Annotated in this window: 19 protein-coding genes and 1 pseudogene; 14 read left to right on the forward strand and 6 right to left on the reverse strand. The window is 47.0% G+C overall.

The features are described 5' to 3' along the window. Window positions 1-536: 536 nt before the first annotated feature. From DBK98_RS23270 to DBK98_RS12840, 4 genes are all read left to right on the forward strand, one after another. The gene (locus tag DBK98_RS23270; protein ID WP_005808817.1) at window positions 537-803 is read left to right on the forward strand and encodes a hypothetical protein; all 267 of its coding nucleotides are present in this window, start codon (window positions 537-539) and stop codon (window positions 801-803) included. A gap of 144 nt (window positions 804-947) precedes the next feature. Continuing rightward, window positions 948-1,466, forward strand: a complete 519-nt coding sequence (locus tag DBK98_RS23275; protein ID WP_005808815.1) for a hypothetical protein — start codon at window positions 948-950, stop codon at window positions 1,464-1,466. 403 nt (window positions 1,467-1,869) lie between these two features. Further along, window positions 1,870-2,199 carry a hypothetical protein gene (locus tag DBK98_RS12835; protein WP_005808813.1) on the forward strand — a complete coding sequence of 110 codons (330 nt, stop codon included), beginning with the start codon at window positions 1,870-1,872 and terminating at the stop codon, window positions 2,197-2,199. Window positions 2,200-2,392: 193 nt separating this feature from the next. Next, window positions 2,393-3,547 (forward strand): hypothetical protein, encoded by a 1,155-nt coding sequence (locus DBK98_RS12840; RefSeq protein WP_022012965.1) that lies wholly within the window; start codon window positions 2,393-2,395, stop codon window positions 3,545-3,547. A 229-nt stretch (window positions 3,548-3,776) separates the two neighbouring features. Here the strand turns inward: DBK98_RS12840 and DBK98_RS12845 are convergent, their stop codons facing one another. The 6 genes from DBK98_RS12845 to DBK98_RS12870 form a co-directional block, all read right to left on the reverse strand. Next, window positions 3,777-4,475 (reverse strand): LytTR family DNA-binding domain-containing protein, encoded by a 699-nt coding sequence (locus tag DBK98_RS12845; protein WP_005819743.1) that lies wholly within the window; start codon window positions 4,473-4,475, stop codon window positions 3,777-3,779. Continuing rightward, complete coding sequence (locus tag DBK98_RS12850) at window positions 4,472-5,530, reverse strand: sensor histidine kinase (protein ID WP_032536420.1); 1,059 nt, start codon at window positions 5,528-5,530, stop codon at window positions 4,472-4,474. The genes DBK98_RS12845 and DBK98_RS12850 overlap by 4 nt, the downstream gene beginning before the upstream one ends. A gap of 225 nt (window positions 5,531-5,755) precedes the next feature. After that, entirely contained in the window at window positions 5,756-6,976 is a 1,221-nt protein-coding gene (locus DBK98_RS12855; protein ID WP_005776673.1) for an ABC transporter permease, read from the reverse strand. A 147-nt stretch (window positions 6,977-7,123) separates the two neighbouring features. Beyond that, a complete protein-coding gene (locus DBK98_RS12860; RefSeq protein ID WP_005808801.1) occupies window positions 7,124-7,867 on the reverse strand; it encodes an ABC transporter ATP-binding protein in 744 nt (247 codons plus the stop codon). 2 nt (window positions 7,868-7,869) lie between these two features. Then, window positions 7,870-9,093, reverse strand: a complete 1,224-nt coding sequence (locus DBK98_RS12865; RefSeq protein WP_005808799.1) for an efflux RND transporter periplasmic adaptor subunit — start codon at window positions 9,091-9,093, stop codon at window positions 7,870-7,872. Between the two features lie 14 nt (window positions 9,094-9,107). Next, window positions 9,108-10,535, reverse strand: a complete 1,428-nt coding sequence (locus DBK98_RS12870; protein WP_005808797.1) for a TolC family protein — start codon at window positions 10,533-10,535, stop codon at window positions 9,108-9,110. Window positions 10,536-10,994: 459 nt separating this feature from the next. On the opposite strand from DBK98_RS12870, the gene DBK98_RS12875 reads away from it, so the two are divergent. The 10 genes and pseudogenes from DBK98_RS12875 to DBK98_RS12915 all read left to right on the forward strand — a co-directional run bounded on the left by DBK98_RS12875 (window position 10,995) and on the right by DBK98_RS12915 (window position 21,261). After that, window positions 10,995-11,822 carry a DUF4373 domain-containing protein gene (locus DBK98_RS12875; protein WP_005776678.1) on the forward strand — a complete coding sequence of 276 codons (828 nt, stop codon included), beginning with the start codon at window positions 10,995-10,997 and terminating at the stop codon, window positions 11,820-11,822. Window positions 11,823-12,101: 279 nt separating this feature from the next. Next, window positions 12,102-12,281, forward strand: a pseudogene (locus DBK98_RS23280) (AAA family ATPase); the annotation flags it as partial. Window positions 12,282-12,443: 162 nt separating this feature from the next. Continuing rightward, window positions 12,444-12,659, forward strand: coding sequence for a DUF4492 domain-containing protein (locus tag DBK98_RS12880; RefSeq protein ID WP_005776680.1), 216 nt, complete (start codon window positions 12,444-12,446; stop codon window positions 12,657-12,659). Window positions 12,660-12,691: 32 nt separating this feature from the next. Continuing rightward, window positions 12,692-14,245 carry a cytochrome ubiquinol oxidase subunit I gene (locus tag DBK98_RS12885; protein ID WP_005776681.1) on the forward strand — a complete coding sequence of 518 codons (1,554 nt, stop codon included), beginning with the start codon at window positions 12,692-12,694 and terminating at the stop codon, window positions 14,243-14,245. 25 nt (window positions 14,246-14,270) lie between these two features. Further along, window positions 14,271-15,419, forward strand: a complete 1,149-nt coding sequence (cydB, locus tag DBK98_RS12890; RefSeq protein ID WP_032536418.1) for a cytochrome d ubiquinol oxidase subunit II — start codon at window positions 14,271-14,273, stop codon at window positions 15,417-15,419. A gap of 122 nt (window positions 15,420-15,541) precedes the next feature. Further along, a complete protein-coding gene (locus DBK98_RS12895; protein ID WP_032536417.1) occupies window positions 15,542-16,606 on the forward strand; it encodes an STM4015 family protein in 1,065 nt (354 codons plus the stop codon). A 4-nt stretch (window positions 16,607-16,610) separates the two neighbouring features. Continuing rightward, window positions 16,611-17,621 (forward strand): STM4014 family protein, encoded by a 1,011-nt coding sequence (locus DBK98_RS12900; RefSeq protein WP_005819752.1) that lies wholly within the window; start codon window positions 16,611-16,613, stop codon window positions 17,619-17,621. Beyond that, window positions 17,608-18,459, forward strand: coding sequence for an STM4013/SEN3800 family hydrolase (locus DBK98_RS12905; RefSeq protein WP_005808788.1), 852 nt, complete (start codon window positions 17,608-17,610; stop codon window positions 18,457-18,459). The genes DBK98_RS12900 and DBK98_RS12905 overlap by 14 nt, the downstream gene beginning before the upstream one ends. Next, the gene (locus tag DBK98_RS12910; RefSeq protein ID WP_032531378.1) at window positions 18,456-19,736 is read left to right on the forward strand and encodes an STM4012 family radical SAM protein; all 1,281 of its coding nucleotides are present in this window, start codon (window positions 18,456-18,458) and stop codon (window positions 19,734-19,736) included. The genes DBK98_RS12905 and DBK98_RS12910 overlap by 4 nt, the downstream gene beginning before the upstream one ends. A gap of 13 nt (window positions 19,737-19,749) precedes the next feature. Continuing rightward, window positions 19,750-21,261, forward strand: coding sequence for an STM4011 family radical SAM protein (locus DBK98_RS12915; RefSeq protein ID WP_032536416.1), 1,512 nt, complete (start codon window positions 19,750-19,752; stop codon window positions 21,259-21,261).

Consider the following 21,261-nt stretch of genomic DNA (forward strand, 5'->3'; position numbering starts at 1 on the left):
CACGAGAAACGTGCAACGGAACTGTATCATCAATGCGATTTTATGCTATTCAGATCCATAGCATGCTCAATCATATTCAGGTATCTTATGATTGAAATATCACTTGGCGAATTCTTCTTGTGGAAAGAATTCGCCTACATCTGATTATCTCTATAAACTTTAAATTTCTTCATATATATTCAGGTTTTGATTAAAATAGGTACTTCTATATTTTACAAAACTATTATTCTATGCCGGAAAACAAACACATTTCATTGCTTTTTTTTAAAATTTATATGAAAAATACCACAAATATGTTAGATGATATTGGTAATATTACCTTTCCGGTATCCATCTGACTGATGCTATTTTGTTTTTTTTCTTCGATTTAAAAGAAATCTCCCGGTTTTCGGAAGGCCAATATGCTCATCAGAAATTCATAATTGTTCCCTCCCTTTTTATCCCATATTTTTGTATCGTAAGCTTGCAGAAATAGTTAAAACGTATAGGCGGGTTTCGAAAAGCCTTTGATAGAGTAGAACAATATTTTTAGGGTTATGAATGAAAAGATGGATACAGCAGGTTTCAATATAGGAAATATTGCGGGTAACGGAAAAGCGGGCAACCTGCTTAATGTGAAAGGTATGAAGAGAGGAAATTGGAGTTATTTCTTTTCACCAATGGTGAGATTTGAGGAGAATGGTCAGAATTTTCTTTTTTCTCATAGTGCTGATGGAAATAAGATTAAGTTGTCATCTCTGACGTCAGAGGGAGAAGGTCAGGTTTTTATCGATGATAAATGGCATTGGTATTATAATTCTTAGGTTCCGTTTGTTGAGAATGGAAAAAATTACATATTCTGTTATAGTAACAGAGGAAATCGGTGGTTTATTTCTGAGTTATCTACTAAATGGGATGGACAGAAAGAAATAAAAAATGGCCAGGGATTCGGCAAAGACTATGATGTTATGATCCCCTTTAATGAAAACGGTAAAAATTATATTTTTGCTCATAGCAGTTCGGATAAGAGTTGGTTTATGACTGAGTTGTCCACTAATTGGGATGGAAAGAACAGGATTAAAGAAGGGCGTTGGGCACGTTTTTACAAGGTCTTAATACCTTTTGTCGAAAATGGGCGTAGTTATTTGTTTGCGCATAGTGCACAAGACAATCGATGGTTTGTTTCTGAGTTATCTACAAAATGGAACGGTCAATCAGAATTGAGATGTGGCAATTGGGCACGCTATTACCCAAGTGTGACTGCATTTGTGCATTTGGGCAAACCTATTGCATATTTCCACAGCGAGAAAGATAGACGTTGGTTTATGTGGGAACTTTCTACAGATAGAAAAACAGACAAAGATTTAAATAATGGAAATCTTGATTCGTTTTATGATACGGTTACTTCGTTCAAAGAGAATCAAGCATGTTATATACTTGCACAAAGCAGCAAAACCAAGGAGTTCTTTATTTGTCCGGTACTTTAGTTGATGTGCTTTAAATGTTATGGGCGGGTTCTGAAAAGTGATCACAGGGTAGGAAGAAATATCCGAGGTAGTATGGAAATATATTGCTTGAGTAGTAAATCGGTAACCCTGGCACCTAAAGTAACTATCTCCAATATTGTGTAAACGGAAAACTACGCGATTCTCCTCGTTGTTTTTTTATAACCGTGTAAGGCTCCGGATCGAAAGATTCGGAGCTTATTGTGTATTTATTCCCCAAAGTGTGTGTCTATTCCCCATTTATTTCCCAATCTTTTTTTTATTATATTGAATGTAACTTGCTGTTTTATAGTCGCTTTGCGGCCTGTTAGTATTCTGGCATGTCCTTTGCCTTTTATTTGGCATAAGAGTTAGTTTTAATTATTCACACTAAAAAATTACGATTATGAAAAAGGTATTAGTAGCATTAGCAATGATTATGGGATTAGGCACTTCAGTAGCATTTGCCGGCGTATCGGGTGACACTTTAGCAGTAGAACAAACTCTGCAAACTCCTCAGGACGAATTTACAAAAGTTGCCGCAAAGGAACTTCCTACTCCTGTCATCAATGCATTGGCCAAAGATTATGAAGGTGCTTCTATAAAGGAGGCTTTCGTTTCGGAAAGAGAAGCCGGTAAGGTATATAAAGTGATTGTGACTGTAACCAAGGAAGATCAATCTACAGAAGATATCACTGTTCTTTTGAATGAAAAAGGTGAGATTGTGAAGGAATAGTGAGCTTTTCAACTTAATTTCTACTTTTATGGCCCTGGTTCTTAGGAATCGGGGCTTTCTCATTTAAGAGAAATCCTCTTGCATCCGAAAGGTTATTTTCCTTATCAGAAATTTATAATTGCTTCCAACCTTCCTATTGCATACTTTTGTATCGTAAGCTTACACTAACTTTAATTAAAAAAACAGGAATATTATGGCTATTTTAAATTCAAACAATGCAGATGTTCTATGTACTGCCATTGCAGTGGGGTTTATTCACCAATCAATTGTTGAAAGAAAACCACAAAGGACGCAGCTTATATATGAACAAAAATCGTTAGTTCAAGAAAGTAAAACGATGACTGTGCAAGAAAAAGAGAGGATCGCTATAGAAAATGCAAAAATTAGTGATAAAAATGCGAAAACCGTTCAAGAGCATAAGGAAATCCAAAAACTATTGGCTAATGTGGGGTGTAATGTAGATATAAAAGAAGCACTTCCGTCATCTCACTTGCCTTTTGTTGGGGCTAAACATGGTGGAATGACGGTAGAAGAGTTTAGTCAATGGGCAAAAGACTTTGAGGTTGTTGTAGATCAATTACAAAAAGCTGCCCAAAATCCTCTTCGTGGAGCATATATAGGAGGGCTATATAAGATAGTAGAGAAAACTATATCTTTTATAGGAGCTTCAAAATTAGAAATCTATTCTCCCCATTATAGAGAAATTGACACTTACGAACAAGAAAAAATTAGTACTGCTTACAAAGATGCGGCTAAAACTACTAATCAATCTTTAGAGTGCATAAAAAAAGTAAGTGAACAATTTAAGTCATTAAGGCACTACATCCCTACAGGATATTTAAGTGGCGAAAAAACTCCAGATACTGTTACTAAAGAACTCTTAGAATCTTTAGACATTTTAGATGGAAAGTTTTTATTCAAAAGTAATCATGGGATGACTCAGGCTATAATGCAATTTGGAAATACTATGGATAAAAGGCAGGAGATGTGTGTTGAGTTTGCTTTGAGTTCCGGAACTTCTAAGATTGGTTCGTGCATTCCGTGTAGTATTTTTATGGAAGCTTCAGGTATGCCTGCTACTGCTACTCATTTGGGGTGTGGAGATAACTGGAGTATCCCGAATTTAGAGGAGCAACGGGGGCATATGTTGGTCAGACAGTGGCAAGAATACGTAAATAGCTGCTATAATAAAGGGTGTGAACTATTAAGACCTAAATATAGTACATTATTGGCAACATTGGATACAATTACCCCTGGAATTTTACCAGATGTATTCCTTGAAGCTCTGACATACGAAAAACCATTTATAGAGAGAATGATGAATACGCTCAGACTCAAACAAGTGTAGATGTCTCTTATTAGAATTATAAGGTATAAATAGAAAGGGCTTCTAAATCCTCCTCTGAGGTAGAAGCCCTTCAACACAAAAACTAAACTAGACTTAACTAAACTATTCTATTCTTGGAAGTTTCACAACTTCCGTTCTGTTTGTTACAAAGATAGAGATTTTTTTGTTTATATATAAATAATAATCGACAAATGCTCACATTTTACCGATAAATCAGCTGCAAATCCTTTCAACTTCGTTCGTCAAGGAAAGCTTGGAAAGCTTGTTTGTAGCTATCGCTGACGGGGATGTAGGTCTTATCGAATACGATGCGGCCGCGGTCGATGATGCGTATTTTGTCCTTTTGGACAATGAAAGAGCGGTGTACACGTATAAAGCGGGTGGGGGGAAGCAGCTCTTCCATGGACTTCATACTCATAAGTGATAGGATGGGCTTGGGAGCATCTTCGGTATAGATTTTGATATAGTCCTTCAGACCTTCTATGTACAATATCTTTTTGAGCTCTACCTGTACCAGTTTGTAGTCGCTCTTCACGAAAATACTGTCTATTTCCTCGGGTTTCTGAACGAGTTCGAACCACTGCAATGCCTTGTTGGCCGCCTGCAGGAAGTCGACATACGAGATGGGCTTGAGCAGGTAGTCCAGTGCGTTGACCCGGTATCCGTCGATGGCGTATTGACCGAAGGCGGTGGTAAAGACAATACGGGTACGGGCATCTACCATTTTAGAGAATTCCAGGCCGTTAAGCTCCGGCATCTGGATATCCAAAAACAGCAGGTCAATCTGATGTCCCGGAAGTTCTTTCATGGCTTGTACAGCGCTGGAATACTTTCCTGCCAGTTCAAGGAAAGGGGTTTTGTTGACGTAACTCTCCAGCAGGCTGAGTGCCAGAGGCTCGTCGTCTACTATGGCGCAATGTAGTTTCACGGCTGTGGATGATTAAATATTAATAATTTCGATATATATTCTTTGCCATCTTCAGAGATGGCTTTGTCCCATCGGTAGCGTCCGGGGTAAGACAGTTCGAGGCGCTTGCTCACCTGTTCGAGGCCGATGCCCGATCCGCTTTTATCCATATTGGTTTTGGGATGGCAGCTGTTACGTATTTCACACCGGATCTCTTCTTTATTCTCAGAGATAAGGATGTGGATGAAGCTCGGTTCGGTAGGGGAGATGCCGTGTTTAAAGGCGTTCTCAATAAGGGAGATGAAGATCAGCGGGGCGATCTTCGTCTGGCTGTCCGGTTGTATGTCGAGTTGCGTAATGACCTCTACGTTTCCAGAGAGGCGGATACGCATTAGTTCGATGTAGTTGCGGATAAAGTCGACCTCTTTGCAGAGGGGGACGTAGTTCTGCTGGTTGTCATAAAGCACATAGCGGAGCAACTTGCTGAGTTCCTGTACAGCCTGCTGCGCTTTGTCGCTGTCGAAGGCAATCAGTGCGTAGATGTTGTTCAGCGTATTGAGCAGGAAGTGCGGGTTGAGCTGATTGCGCAGGTTTTTCAGTTCGGCTTCGGTGCGGCTTTTTTCCGCTTCGCGGCGGGCGGCTTCGGCTTCTCCCCAGCGGGCGCTCATGCGGATGGCGGCACTCAGGCCGATGGTGAAGATAAGGCTCAGGATGTCCCGTACAAAGAAGATCCATCCGGGAGGCATGTGAGGTTTCTTTATGGGGGGTACCGGGGCATTCAGGCTTTGCCAGATGTGCAGCAGGAGGCCGATTATGCAGACCAGCAGGATGTTATAGATGATGTACTTGTTCTTCTGTTCCCGGAACAAGAGGAAGGGGACCAGCAGGAAGTAGTTCAGATAGAATACGGTGACAAAGGAGATGGGTACGACGGAGTGGCGCAGATAGGCACTCCAATTGATGCTGTTTTCCGCACGATCGATAAAGAAGAAAGGGAAACCAAACACGATCCCCCAGCTGATAATATGTATCAGTATTTCCAGAGGGCGGCGGGCTGATGTCAGAGACTGTTTCATGGGGACAAAGATACTAATTTTAGTTTACGTTTGGGACGTTTTGAACAATGAACGATAAACGGGGATCACCACAGAGGACACAGAGTTTACTATATATAATGTATAAAGAATATATAATAGGCAATGAAAGCAATCAGCATCATAGGCTTTACTGATAGAATATCGGGCTTTCGTCGTTCTTTATACTTTTTTTTACTTTACGTTCTCAGTGTCCTCTGTGATAGATTACTCGTATCGGATTGCCTCGATCGGGTCGAGGTCGGCTGCTTTCTTGGCCGGATACCATCCGAAGAAGACCCCGGTGACGGTGCACACAGCAAACGACAGGAATACACTCCAGGGCTGGATGAAGATGGGCCAATGGGCAACGCTTTTCACGAGCCAGCTGGCACCACACCCGATGATTACTCCGATAAGGCCGCCGGTGATACTGATCAGGATGGCTTCTATCAGGAATTGGCTCAGGATGTCGATTCCCCGTGCACCGACTGACATGCGCAGGCCGATTTCCCGGGTACGTTCGGTGACGCTGACGTACATGATGTTCATGATTCCGATTCCGCCTACCACAAGCGAGATGCCGGCGATGCAGGCAAGCAGGGTGGTCATCAGGTCGGTGGTGGAGTTGAGCATGCTGCTCAGTTCCTGCTGGCTGCGGATGGTGAAGTCATCATCGTCCCCTTCCTTGAGTTTATGATTGCGGCGGAGGAGTTCTGTGATTTCTTCCGTAGCATTGTCCGTCATATCCTCGGTGAGGGCGGAAGCGTAGATGCCTTGCAGATAGGTCTGTGCCAGCAGGCGCTTCATCACGGTGGTGTAGGGGGCCAGTACGATGTCATCCTGGTCCATACCCATGGAGTTGTAGCCTTTGGACTTCAGTACGCCCACTACGCGGAACGGGATTTTATTGAACCGGACAATGCGTCCCACGGGGTCTTCTCCACCGGGGAAAAGATTGTCTACAATGGTTTTTCCTATCACGCACACCTTGGCGCTGGACTGGATATCGGCTTCGCTGAACATCTCGCCGTTGTCGACCGAGAGCTGGCGTATCTCCAGATAGTCCGTACCCACGCCACTGACGGATGACGGATAGTTATTGTTACCGGCTATCAGTTGACCGGAGCTGGAAACATTCGGGCTGACGGCAGCTAAAAAACTGGTTTCGTCCCGCAATGATTCGTAGTCGGTCAGTTTCAGTGTCTGCATGGCACTGGGGTCCTGACGGACTCCTCCGCGCATATCTGCTCCCGGATGGATCATGATCATATTGGAGCCCATTTCGGAGATTTGTGCCTGAATGCTTTTCTTTGATCCCTGTCCGATGGCGAGCATGGTGATGACAGATGCCACACCGATAATGATTCCAAGCATCGTAAGGAATGCGCGCAGCTTGTTGTTGTTCAGGGCACGCAGGGCTATTTTAAATAAATTGGTTCCATTCATAATGGTAAGGTTTTTGAGTATTATTCACCACAGAGGACACAGAGGACACAGAGTTTTAATATTTTGTTTATCAGGATGTTTAAGAGAAATATATTCTCTGTGTCCTCTGTGTCCTCTGTGGTGAATCGTATTCGTTTCTAAACTGTATTATTCTTCCTGCACAGGCAGTGCGGCCAGTGCCTCGGCTGCCGAAAGAATGTCCGGGTTGACACTATCATCCTTGACCTGCCCATCGCGCAGCACAATGTTGCGGCTGCTGTATTGGGCTATTTCCGGGTTGTGCGTCACAAAGATGATGGTACGCCCCTCGGCATGCAGTTTCTGAAACAGCACCAGAATCTCGAAAGAGGTGCGTGTATCGAGGTTACCCGTCGCTTCATCCGCGAGGATGACTGCCGGATTGTTGACCAACGCGCGGGCGATGGCTACACGCTGCATTTGTCCGCCGGACATTTGGTTGGATTTATGTTCCAACCGGTCGCCCAACCCTACCGCGCGGAGGGCTTCGATGGCCCGCCGGCGCCGTTCGGAGGCGCTGACTCCCGAGTTGTACATCAGCGGGAGCTCCACATTCTCCACGGCGGTCGTCTTCGGCAGCAGGTTGTAGCTCTGAAAGACAAAGCCTATCTTGCGGTTGCGCAATACGGCGCGTTGCGGCTTGCTCATGGTACGCACCGAGATACCGTCCAGCAGATATTCTCCACTGGTGGGTGTGTCGAGGCAACCCAACGTGTTTAGCAACGTCGACTTTCCCGAACCGGAAGTACCCATGATGGTGACAAACTCCCCTTCGGTGATGGTGAACGAAACTCCGCGCAGCGCATGTACCGTTTCGTCTCCCACCCGGAAGTTGCGTTTGATGTTCTGAAGTTCGATGACTGTTTTGCTCATACTTATTTTCCTTTCTTCTTACTGCCCGGGTGGCTTGGCATGAACGGGCTTTGCTCTCCGCCACCGTCCGGTCCGGCTTCGGGTGCTACGTTTCCACCGGGCATGCTTCCGATGGTTGCTTCGGTCACTACTACCATTCCTTCGGAGGCTCCTCCGGTGATTTCGGTATTGATACCGTTGGTGATACCTGTCTGTACGGGATGTGCCGTGAATGTATTTCCTTCACGTGTCCACAGTTTATGTTCGCCCTCACAGTCTTTTACCACATCCTTGTCGCTTATCAGCGGCTTTTCCGGGGTGAAGCGCAGTGCGCGTGCGGGCACGGAGAGCACGTCTTTGCGGTCCAGGGTATAAATGGTGACATTGGCTGTCAGGCGGGGTTTCAACTTCAAGTCCGGATTGTGGGCGGAGATCACTACTTCGTAAGTGACTACAGTGGTCGACGTACTGCTCGTGCTGGTGCTGCTTGCGTCTCCCAGTCGGATTTGCGTGACCGTTCCTTCGAATACGTCGTTCGGGTAGGCATCTACGGTGAATGTAGCCCGTTGTCCTTCTTCCACACCGCCTATGTCGGCTTCATCCACATCGGCCACAACCTGCATCTGAGTCAGGTCGGCGGCAATGGTGAATAGGGTCGGTGTTTCAAATCCCGAAGCTACGGTCTGTCCTTCTTCCACATCGCGGCTGATGACCACGCCGTCGATCGGTGAAGTGATGGTGGCATACGACAGGTTGCGTTCCGCTTTGGCCAACGAAGCCTGGCTGCTCTCGAACGAGCTTTTTGCCTTTTCATAGTTGTAGAGCGACTGCTCGTAGTCGGTATCGCTGATCAGCGCCTTTTCGTGCAGTCCCCGGCTGCGTTCATAGTTCTTCTTCTGATATTCGTATTCCGCTTTCGCTCCATTGTAAGTGGCGCGTTGTGAAGCGAGTTCACTCTGCAACGTCACGCGGTCCATCTCGGCAATCAACTGTCCTTTGGTCACTGCCGCATTATAGTCCACATAGATTTTGTCGATGATTCCGGATACCTGTGTACCGACTTCCACTTCCGTTACCGGTTCGATGGTTCCTGTGGCGGTCACCGATTCGGATATCTCGCCTTTGCTCACGGTCGCCGTGGTATAGGTCACTTTGTGCTTGGCCGTCGGGCTTCCGAAGAGCCAAAGCCCTCCGCCTGCCAGTACGACGATGCCTGCGGCGATAAGGATGATCTTTTTCTTATTCATATCGTTTATACGTATTAAATGTTTTTGTTCTCTGCGGTGAGTCCTGTCAACTCGTCTCCCTGATAGAACTTCAGCAGTTGAGTGTTTAGAATGGCCATATATTTGGACTGTAGCAACTCCTGCTGTGCTTGCAGCAGATTGTTCTTCTCCGTAAGCAGTTCTACCGTATTCTTCATGCCGGCATTAAACTGTTCGCTGATCAGTTCATAGCTGGTCTGCGTGCTGCGCAACTTTTCTACAGCTGCCGCATAGCGTTGTTGTGCGCTGTTGGCATCGAGCCACAACCCTTCGATGGTCTTATACAGCGTTTTCTGTTCATCGAGCAGCGTCAGTTGGCTGGTCTGATACTGAAGTTTGGCCTTTTCTACGGCGCTTTTCGTCTGCCGGTTGTTGAAGATAGGTACGCTGATGCTGAGTCCGATGGAGTTATTCCATCCGTTTTTCACCTGTTCCCCGAAGGTGAAGTCGCTTCCGCTCGTATGGTTTGTCCCTATTCCGGCTGTCAGGCTGACGCTGGGCAGATATCCCGACCGGGCTATTCCGATGCCCAGTTCCGAAGCCTCCACACTGAGTTTGCTTGCCTCGATCTCCGGCCGTAGGGCCACGGCAGCCTGAAACACGTCTGCTTTGGTGGGCAGGGGCGACAGTACATTTTCGTCACCCAGCACAGGCAGATATATCTGCATCTCCTGTTCGCCGTCCAGTTCGAGCAGTTGTTTCAGTTGCAGTTTATAATCCTGAAGCGTGGCCTGTGCCGTGACCAGTTGATAGCGGTCGGTGCTGACTTGTGCTTCCAGTTGGGCATAGTCGCTCCGGGCGATGCTTCCCGCATCCAGCAGTTGCTTGCCGCGGTCCCGCTGGGCTTCGGATACTTGCAGGGTGTTTTCGTTCACCTTCACCGACTCGGCCGCATACAGTATTTGTATGTAGGTCTGGGCGATGGACTGCCGGATGTCATTCTCCGAAGTAGCCACGTCGAGGTCCGCCACTCGGTTGTTGAGTTTTTCCTGCTCGATGGTCTTCAGGCGTTTGCTGCCGTTGTATACGGTCCATTGTGCATTCAGCCCGTAGTTTCCGTTGTAGGTTGTCTTGTTGCTGCTCTTCAGCACTTCCGATCCGCTGATGATGCTGCTCGACTCTTGATAGGGACGGTTCACCAGATTCTGGCTGCTGGAGAATGAAAGGCTGGGGAAGAGGGCCGCTTTGGCTGTCTTCACGTCCACCTGTGTGCTTTGTGCGTTGATTCTGTTGCGACGGATGCTGATGTTTTGCTGCAAAGCATAATCGATGCAGCTTTGCAGGTCCCACCGGGCAGGTATTGCCACCGAGTCGCTGGCCTGCATTTGCCCGGAGGTTCCGGTTTGTTGCGCCCACAATCCGCCTTCGGGCAGGGTGGCTGCCAGGCAGAGGGCTATCAGGGTGATTCTTTTTACGTTTGTCATACGCTTGGTTCTTTGATTTTACTGAAACAAAGGTACAGCGTATAAGAAAGAGGCGCAAAAGCGATAGACGGGAGCGGAGGTTTTAACGATAAAAGATGAACTATAATCGATGAATGAAGTTTACCACGGAGTGACACAGAGTTCCACAGAGAATCTTTTTTAAGATTTCCTGAGTGGGAAATGTCCCGGTGACCGGTAACTGCCCTCACAGGTAAAAAGGAGGTGTGTTTCAGGAACTTTGATAGAAGTGTGACCTGTCAGGTCACACTTCTTAAAAGGTAAATATTTACTTTTGTAAGCCGGAACGTTTAGAACGATGAACTGTATAGAAATGAATACGATTCACCACAGAGTACACGGAGGACACAGAGTTTTAATCTCTTGTTTATTAAGATGTTTAAGAGAAAGATACTCTCTGTGTTCTCTGTGTCCTCCGTGGTGAATTAAACTCAAAAACAAATGGAAAGAAAACAATTTTTTATTCTTGAGAAAGATTTCCTGAACACACGGGAAGTGGGAGACTTGATAGAAGCTCTCGGACCGGGAGGAGTGGGAGCCTATATGGCAATTCTGATCTACTTGCGTCATCAGCCTGCCTATACGACGTGTTACAGACCTTCCTTATTGAGCCAGTTGGCGCGTTGCAATAACGGTACTGTTGAGTTGTTCAGAGATGTGCTGCTCAACTTCGGGCTTTTTGATTTTGGTGAAGGAGAGGAGCCGGAGTTTCATTCTTTTTATCTGGACCGGGTGATGGAACCTATGGACCGGAGATGTGCAAACAGCCGTCGTAATGGAGCGAAAGGAGGACGTCCGCCAAAGGTGGCTCGTACTGTGCATAATGTGATTCCGGAAGTGATGGAAGAGGTTACGGAACCTGTTGCGGAAGAACCTTTGCAACTTGCTGTGGCTGAGGAAGAAAAACCCAGAAAAACCTACAATACAATACAGAACAATACAGAACAATACAATACAACAACAGAAACAACAGAAAAGAGTAAAAGTGAAACCTCCGTGCTTGTTCCTGTTGCCGCCGCCATTGCTGCCACCACTGCCGTTGTTGGGGAGAACATACAATCTTTGTTTGGCTTCCGGACAGACCGGCGGATAAGGATGGACGAAACGCGGATCGACAGGCAATGCTGTATCGGGCATATCCCTATCGGTACGAGGCATTGGCGGGAGGATTGCAGATCTATCTCTTGTCTACCTCACTTGCTTGGAGTGTCCGGAAGAAGTGGCGATCGGAAAATAAGGGCCTCCGGCTGTCAGAGATCTGGTCCCTGACTGTCGGTGAGGTGTAGCCCGGCTGTCGGTGGGGTGTAGCCCGGCTGTCGGTGGGGTGTAGCCCGGCTGTCGGTGGGGTGTAGCCCGGCTGTCGGTGGGATGTAGCCCGGCTGTCGGTGAGGGGGTGCCCGGATGGGTATCCGTCGTAAAATGTTATCTTTGCACGTATCTAAAAACACAATAGAGTCATGAATACACCCGTAACCATTCCGTTGCGGAAACTCCCGATAGGGATACAAAGTTTCGAAAAACTGCTTATCGACGAGTACGATAAACTCGTTTGGCGACTATTGGTTCACCGGCGGAACCCCTGCTTTCCTGGTGGAAATGCTGCAGAAGACCAATTTCGGTTTACGGGAGATGGAAGGAATCGAAGTGCCCTCCACTTCACTGAACGATGACCGTGCCAATGTGGGCAATCCCATTCCTATGATTTATCAGAGTGGCTGCCTGACTATCTTTGTAATAATCAGAAACTTAGATTCGATTCTGTGTCGTTCTGTGTCCTCTGTGGTGAGTAAGAACCGTTTATTTTGCTTGTTTCATCAACATTTTTAAGATTATCTTTGTTATTATTTGTATAGACACTAATTTTGATATGTTATAAAATTACCCTGTATTATGAAGAATACACTGCTCCATATCTGGAACTTCTATGTCGAAGGTTTTCGAAGCATGACTCTGGGCCGCACCCTGTGGCTGATTATACTGGTGAAACTCTTCATCATGTTCTTCATTCTCCGCCTCTTTTTCTTTCCTAACTTTCTGAGCAGCCAGCCTACCGACAAGGACAAGGAAGAATACGTTGCAGGCGAACTGATACAACGCGGGCAATAAACGGCTGAAGTTTAACTCTAACTACTAATGATATGATTGAAAGTATTGACACTTCACTTATTGACTGGTCGAGAGCCCAATTTGCTCTGACAGCCATGTACCATTGGATTTTTGTGCCGCTCACTCTCGGCTTGGCAGTCGTTATGGGTATCATGGAAACCCTTTATTATAAAACAGGCAATGAGTTCTGGAAACGGACAGCCAAGTTTTGGATGAAGATTTTCGGTATCAACTTTGCCGTAGGTGTAGCCACGGGACTGATCCTTGAGTTTGAGTTCGGAACCAACTGGAGTAACTATTCCTGGTTTGTAGGTGATATTTTTGGCGCGCCGCTTGCCATCGAGGGCATTTTGGCTTTCTTTATGGAGGCCACGTTTATTGCCGTCATGTTTTTCGGGTGGGATAAGGTCAGCAAAGGTTTCCACCTGACTTCTACCTGGCTCACAGGACTGGGAGCTACGATCTCCGCCTGGTGGATTCTGGTAGCCAATGCCTGGATGCAGCATCCGGTAGGTATGGAGTTCAATCCCGATACAGTGCGCAACGAGATGGTCGATTTCATGGCAGTTGCCTTTTCGCCTGTCGCCGTTAATAAATTTTGCCACACGGTGCTCTCGAGTTGGGTGCTGGGAGCTGTTTTCGTGATAGGCATCAGTTGCTGGTTCTTGCTGAAGAAGAGAGACAAGGAGTTTGCCATAGCCAGCATTAAGATTGGTGCCATCTTCGGGTTGGTAGCTTCGGTGCTGACGGTGTGGACCGGCGACGGTTCCGGTTATGCCGTTGCGCAAACACAGCCGATGAAACTGGCAGCGGTAGAAGGATATTACGAAGGACAGAACGGAGCCGGGCTGGTAGCTGTCGGGGTGCTGAATCCTGATAAGAAGACTTATGACGACGGTCAGAATCCGTTTTTGTTCCGTATAGAGATTCCAAAGATGCTCTCCTTCCTGGCCGAGCGTAAAGCAGATGCTTTTGTGCCGGGCATCAAAAATATCATTGAGGGGGGATACGAACTGAAAGACGGCACGAAAGCGCTTTCGGCTGCCGAGAAAATAGAACGGGGTAAAAAAGCGATTACTGCATTGGGCACCTATCGTGCGGCTAAAAAAGACGGTGACGAGGCTGCTATGCAGCAGGCATCCGCCACGCTGAAAGAGAATGTTGCCTATTTTGGTTATGGTTATATTAAGGATGTGAACCAATTGGTTCCCAATGTGCCGCTCAACTTTTATGCCTTCCGCGTGATGGTGATCTTGGGTGGATACTTTATCCTGTTCTTCATTGCGATTCTCTTCTTTGTCTATAAGAAAGACCTGTCGCAAATGCGATGGATGCAATACATCGGACTATGGACCATTCCGTTTGCTTACATTGCCGGACAGGCAGGATGGGTAGTGGCCGAATGTGGTCGCCAGCCTTGGGCGATACGGGACATGCTGCCCACGTCGGCAGCCATCTCAAAGTTGGATGTAGGCTCTGTACAGGCCACATTCTTCATATTCCTTATTCTGTTTACGGTAATGCTGATTGCGGAAATCGGCATCATGGTCCGGGAGATCAAGAAGGGACCGGCGGCTAATCATTAATCACGAACCATTAATCATTTAAACTATGGGTACATACATTTTTCTACAACAATATTGGTGGCTGGTAGTCTCACTGCTCGGGGCTATACTCGTATTCTTGCTGTTTGTGCAGGGTGGCAACTCTCTGCTGTTTTGTTTGGGTAAAACGGAGGAGCATCGCAAGATGATGGTAAATTCCACCGGACGTAAGTGGGAATTTACGTTTACCACACTGGTCACTTTCGGTGGCGCGTTTTTTGCTTCATTTCCTCTGTTCTACAGTACCAGTTTCGGCGGCGCCTATTGGCTTTGGATGATCATTCTCTTCAGCTTCGTATTGCAGGCTGTCAGCTACGAATTTCAGGGCAAAGCGGGCAACCTGCTCGGGAAGAAGACTTACCGTACTTTTCTGGTGATCAACGGTGTGGTCGGCCCTCTGCTCTTGGGAGGTGCGGTAGCTACCTTCTTCACAGGGTCCGATTTTTATATCAATAAGGGCAATATGGTGAACGAGATTATGCCTGTCATCAGCCATTGGGGCAACGGCTGGCATGGGCTCGATGCGCTGACCAATATCTGGAATGTGATTCTGGGACTGGCCGTGTTTTTTCTGGCACGCATCCTGGGAGCTCTCTATTTCATCAATAACATAGCCGATAAGGAACTCGTCGGCAAGTGTCGTCGTTCGTTGATTGCGAATACAGCCCTGTTTCTGGTGTTCTTCCTAACTTTTGTGATCCGCACTTTGCTGGCCGACGGATATGCTGTCAATCCGGAAACAAAGGAGATCTATATGGAACCTTATAAGTATTTCAATAACTTTATCGAAATGCCGGTAGTGCTGATTATATTCCTTGCAGGGGTTGTGCTGGTGCTGTTCGGCATTGGCAAAACAATGTTGAAGAAGACATTCGATAAAGGGATCTGGTTTGCCGGCATTGGTACGGTACTCACCGTCCTGGCACTGTTGCTTACTGCCGGATATAACAATACAGCTTATTATCCGTCTTACACGGATATACAAAGCTCTCTCACCCTTGCCAACAGTTGTTCCAGCCAGTTTACGCTGAAAACCATGGCTTACGTTTCTATCTTGGTTCCGTTTGTCATCGCCTACATCTTCTACGCCTGGCGCAGCATCGACAATCGTAAGATCGATGCAAAGGAAATGGACGAAGGCGGACATGCCTACTAAGATTTTTATCAGATAGAAGTACAGGATATCGGAATTTTATTACTTTTGTAGCGATGCTTATCTGCTCTTGACAAACGAAGGCGGATAAGCATTGTTTTTATCAGTAATTAAACAGACATACTATGAAACGAGTATTTGTATTTCAAGACTTTAAGTCTCATAAGTTCTGGAGCATCGATGTTCGGGGAACCGATGTTGTTGTGAACTATGGCAAGTTGGGAACAGACGGACAAACACAAGTAAAGAATTTCTCGTCGGTCGAAGAGGCCGAAAAGGCCGCTGCCAAATTAGTGGCGGAGAAGACGAAGAAAGGATATGTGGAAACCCGGGAAGAGGTTGCCAAGGAAATGAAGGTGGAAGCTAAAAAGTATGCGCTGAGCTATGACGAGGCAGAAGAAGGCGTGAACTTGATGGATAGGATATTGAAGGATAAAAAGCTGCCGTCGCTCAGGCAGATCACGATCGGCTGTTGGGGGTACGACGGAGAGGACTGCTCGGCTATTGCCGACGGCATTGTGGCGAATAAGGAAAAGTTTGCCCATCTTGAGGGCCTGTTCTGGGGAGACATGGATTCTGAAGAACAGGAGATCTCCTGGATTGAGCAGGTGGATTTAGGTCCGGTGTTGGACGTGATGCCCTTGCTGAACAATCTCAAGATTAAAGGCACCAATAATCTGAGCATTGGCAAGAAACCTCGTCCCAACCTGAAGTCACTTGAGATTATCAGTGGTGGCCTGCCCGATTCGGTGGTGGAGGACATTCTGGGGTCCGACCTCTTTAACCTTGAAAAGCTGGTCCTTTATGTAGGAGTGGAAGACTACGGATTTGAGGGTGATCTGGCTGTATTCAAGCCTCTCTTCTCCAAAGACCGTTTTCCTAAACTGAAATGGCTGGGCATTGTCGATGCGGAAGAACAAGATGCTGTTGTGGAGATGTTCCTCGAATCGGATATTCTTCCCCAACTGGAGACGATGGATATCTCTGCCGGAGTATTGACAGACAAGGGAGCACAACTGTTGCTGGATCATGTGGACAAGATCAGCCACTTGAAGTTTATCAATATGAAATACAATTACCTGAGTGACGAGATGAAAAAGGAGTTGCAGAAGGCACTGCCGGTGAAGATCGACGTTTCCGACTCACAAGAGTATGATGATGATTACAGTTTCCCAATGATTACGGAGTAAATGAATGAAGATATGTGTTGTCAGTAATTCGACTTCAAAACGTACGGACTACTTTATCAAAGCGGGTAGAAGCCTCGGGGCGGATACCTGCTTTGTCACATACGATGAGTTGATGGCTACTCTTCCGGAGTATCGTGATACGGTTGTGAAGCTGGAACCTCCGGTGTTTCAGGAAACGGACTTCCGGAAATACAATTCGCTTTGCCGGGATTACAGGAAGATGTTGAGGCGCTTAGCCGCTGTGGATAGACCGGAGGGCGTGCATTTTCTGAACGAGCCGAGTGCAATTCTCTGTGCTTTGGATAAGGTCCGCACTCAGCAGAAACTGGCCGGGGCAGGCTTGAAAACAACCCCGTTGTTCTCGGCGGCACTACGCACTTTTGATGAACTGGCCGAACTGCTTTACCGACAGAAGAGGGGAGGGTTTCTTAAACCTCGCTATGGCTCCGGAGCCGGAGGGGTAATGGCTGTCAGATACAATCATCGCCGGGACGAATGGGTGGCTTATACGACCATGCGTTGGGCGGGAGATCATGCTTGTAATGAAAAACGTATCTGCCGGTTGACAAACCGGAAAGAGATTGCTGTGCTGGCAGAAGAAGTCATGCGATGCGGAGCTGTCCTTGAAGAGTGGATGGTAAAAGAAAAACTGGAAGGGGAGAATTATGACTTGCGTGTTGTCTGTAGGGAAGATGAAGTCGACTATGTCGTGGTACGTTGTAGCAAAGGTGCCATAACCAATCTTCATCTGAACAACAAAGCAAGGCTGTTCGGAGAGCTTTCGCTTGCACCTTCCGTCCGTGAGGAGCTTTTTTGCCGGAGCATTGCCGCCACGCGGGCTCTGGGACTGCGGTATGCAGGCATAGATGTGCTGATTGCACGGAACACGGATACACCTTATATTATAGAGGTGAACGGACAGGGAGATCATATCTATCAGGATATGTTTACGGAGAATAAGATATACACCAATCAGATAAGAACGATAGAATCACTTTTCAATGGAAATAGATGAACTGCCATCCGGTAAGCAAGACCGGAAACCGGATATAGATATGAATGGAATTGTGGGCACGCATGACATACTGATGCTCTGTTTCGACACCTTGCGCTATGACGTCAGTGTGGCCGAAGAGGCTTCCGGGGGAACTCCCGTACTGAATAGCTATGGCAGTGGCTGGGAGAAGAGGCATGCTCCCGGCAATTTTACCTATCCCTCGCATTTCGCCATTTTTGCCGGATTCTTGCCTTCACCTGCCGAACCCCATGTGTTGCGCAGCCGGAAGTGGCTTTTTTTCCCTTTTCAGGCCGGCACGGGGCGCATACCTCCGGAGGGCAGTTATGCTTTTAAAGAAGCTACATTCGTACAGAGCCTGTCCAATATCGGTTATGAAACCATCTGTATCGGCGGAGTCAGCTTTTTCAGTAAACGGAATGACATCGGAAGGGTATTTCCCGGTTATTTCAATAAAAGTTACTGGCTGCCTGCTTTTGGCTGCACGGATAAGAACAGTGCCGCCAATCAGGTGGACTTTGCTGTCAGTAAACTGGAAAAGTATCCGGCGGACCGGAGAGTATTCATGTATATCAATTTCTCGGCCATCCATTATCCCAACTGCCATTATGTAGAGGGTAAGAAGAAAGACGACAAAGAGTCACATGCTGCGGCTTTACGATACGTTGACAGTCAGTTGCCCCGCTTGTTCGAGGCTTTCAGAAGACGTTCGGATACATTGGTCATTGCTTTGTCCGATCATGGCACCTGTTATGGTGAGGACGGTTACGAGTATCACTGCATTTCCCACGAGAAGGTATATACGGTGCCTTATAAACATTTTATTCTCAGAAAATGAACGATCAGCAGCAGATTTCACGATATATCAGCTATATGTACAGTTATCCGCATAAGACGGCTTACCGTACTTTTAATCCTCCGGTCTCTCTTGCCCCTTATTTTGAACGGTTGGCAGGGGGGCAGGCAAGTCTATATTTTCATATCCCTTTCTGTGCCCATAAGTGCGGTTATTGCAATCTGTTTTCACAGCAGAGCTGTGATGGAGGGCGTATCTCGGCATATCTCCGTACGATGCGCCGTCAGGCAGAACAGTTGTCCGTGGCGGCACAAGATCTGAAATTTACTTCGTTTGCAGTTGGGGGAGGTACTCCGCTTATTCTGAACGAAAAGCAGTTGGATGAACTGTTTTGCATAGCCGAGCTGTTCGGCGTACGTCCTTCGGAGGTATTCACTTCCATCGAAACTTCACCGGAGTATGCCGACAAGAAAGTTTTGCGGCAATTGCGGACGAGGGGGGTGGAACGGTTGAGCATGGGTGTACAGAGTTTCAATGATGCGGAGTTGAAAAAACTGAAAAGGAGGCCTGTGCTTGCTACCGTGATCGATGCACTTCAAAATATTCGGGAAGCGGACTTCCCGCAGTTGAACCTCGACCTGATTTATGGCATTGAGGGACAGACGGTGGATAGCTTTATTCACTCGCTTACCACTGCGCTTACTTATCGCCCCGACGAATTATTTATTTATCCTCTTTATGTCCGGCCGGGTACACGTATCGATGTACGCTCAACGGATGACATGTGTTATGCTATTTACAGGTCAGCTCGTGAACTGTTGGTGGAGCAGGGATTTGTGCAGACTTCCATGCGTCGCTTTGTTAAACGGAAAACAGTGGAACTGGAGTTCTCCTGTGGCGATGAAACCATGCTGTCCTGTGGTTCCGGGGGACGGAGCTATCTGGGAGATTTACATTATGCCACTCCATACGCTGTGCGGCAGGAAGCCATAGCCGGAGAGATAGACCGTTATATCCGGACTGCTGATTTTTTGACGGTAACCAATGGTTATTTGCTTTCCGCGGAAGAGGTACAAATAAGGTTTATTATAAAGAACCTGATGTATTATCGGGGGCTGGACACGGCGGAGTATGAACAACGTTTTGGTAAGGAGCCGGACAGAACGCTCTTCCGGGAATTTACAGACCGTGGGTGGATTGAAGAGAAAAACCGGGTTCTGCTTCTTACGGAGGAAGGAATGGCTTATTCCGATTACATCGGCCAGTCTTTTGTTTCACCTGCCGTAAGGAGACTGATGTCTGAGTATATATATCCTTGATCAACTTTGCACGATGGGGGCTTTGAGTACTATCCGGAATATCTATTATAGGGGCAGTCTGGAATATTGCAACTATACATGTTCGTATTGTCCGTTTGGCAGGAAATCCGCATCTGCCGATACGGATAGTGACCGGGAAGCGCTGCACCGTTTTATTTCACGTATCGGTCAGTGGAAGCATGGGGCGTTGCGTATTCTGATTATCCCTTATGGAGAAGCGATGATACATCGGTATTACAGAGAAGGTATCATTCGTCTGGCTGCCATGCCCCATGTGGCCGGGGTTTCTTGTCAGACCAACCTGTCCTTTTCAGTTTCCCGTTTTCTGGATGAAGTTGAAGAGGCTCGGGCAGATGTCACCAAAATCAAATTCTGGGGGAGCTACCATCCTGAAATGGCGGATGTCACAGATTTTGCGTCTAAAATAGAAAAACTGCATGCGGCTGGTATTGAGGTCTGTGCGGGAGTGGTTGGTGATCCTTCGGCAAAGGAACAGATCCGGAGGTTGAGGCTGCTGCTGGATCCGTCGGTTTACTTGTTTGTGAACGCAATGCAAGGTTTACGGAAGCCGCTTTCGGAGGAAGATGTCCGCTTTTTTAACGAGATGGATAATCTGTTCGATTATGATCGGCGGAACGCAAAAGCATGTTTGAATAATTGTTCCGGAGGCAGAGAGAGTCTGTTTGTTGACCGGGAAGGGGGGATGTATGCCTGCCCGAGAAGTGGGGTGCGGACAGGGAATTTCTACGATGATTCTGCTTCGCTCCTTCAGCCTTCTTGTCTCCGTAAAGTATGCGATTGCTATATTGCTTTCAGCAATCTGCGGGATACGCCTCTGAGGAGAATGATGGGAGAAGGGGCATTGTGGCGTATACCGGAGAGGAAAAAGGTCAGGGCTGTATTCTTTGATATTGACGGTACATTGACAGATGTGCAGGGGAGGATTCCCGGGCGTACCGTTTCTGCACTAAAATATATGTCCGGTCGCTTACCTCTGTACCTGAGTACTGCCTTGCCGATGGCACACGCCAAGAAGCGGCTTGGTGATGTGTTCGACTTGTTTTCGGGAGGGGTTTTTGCCGATGGGGGCTTTCTGTGTTATGAAGATACCGTTGAATGTGTTCCGGTTGAACATCCTGTGACTCTTGATTTCCCCGGTTGCCGGATCACTCGTTATACTTGGAAAGGGGAAATCTTTAAGTATGCCGTGCTTGCGTCTACTGTCCGGGAAGCTACTCGGTTGTCGGCCGGATTGGAGGGGGAGGCATATCAACTGTATCAGGAAGGCCGGTTGCTGACAGTGGTGGACAGCAGGGCGGGAAAAAAGAATGGACTGATGACTCTATGTTCGAGGTTGGGAATCTCTTTGCGGGAGATTCTGGTGGTAGGTAATACGATGCACGATTGGCCGATGATGTCTGTTGCCGGTTATTCTTGTGCAGTGATGGATGCGGAAGAAGAGTTGAAGAAACTATCGGGATATATTTTGAATCCCGATAGTATTCCTGTCTTTTTTGATATCTGA

Source organism: Bacteroides sp. PHL 2737 (assembly GCF_004115325.2).
Taxonomy (GTDB): domain Bacteria; phylum Bacteroidota; class Bacteroidia; order Bacteroidales; family Bacteroidaceae; genus Bacteroides; species Bacteroides hominis.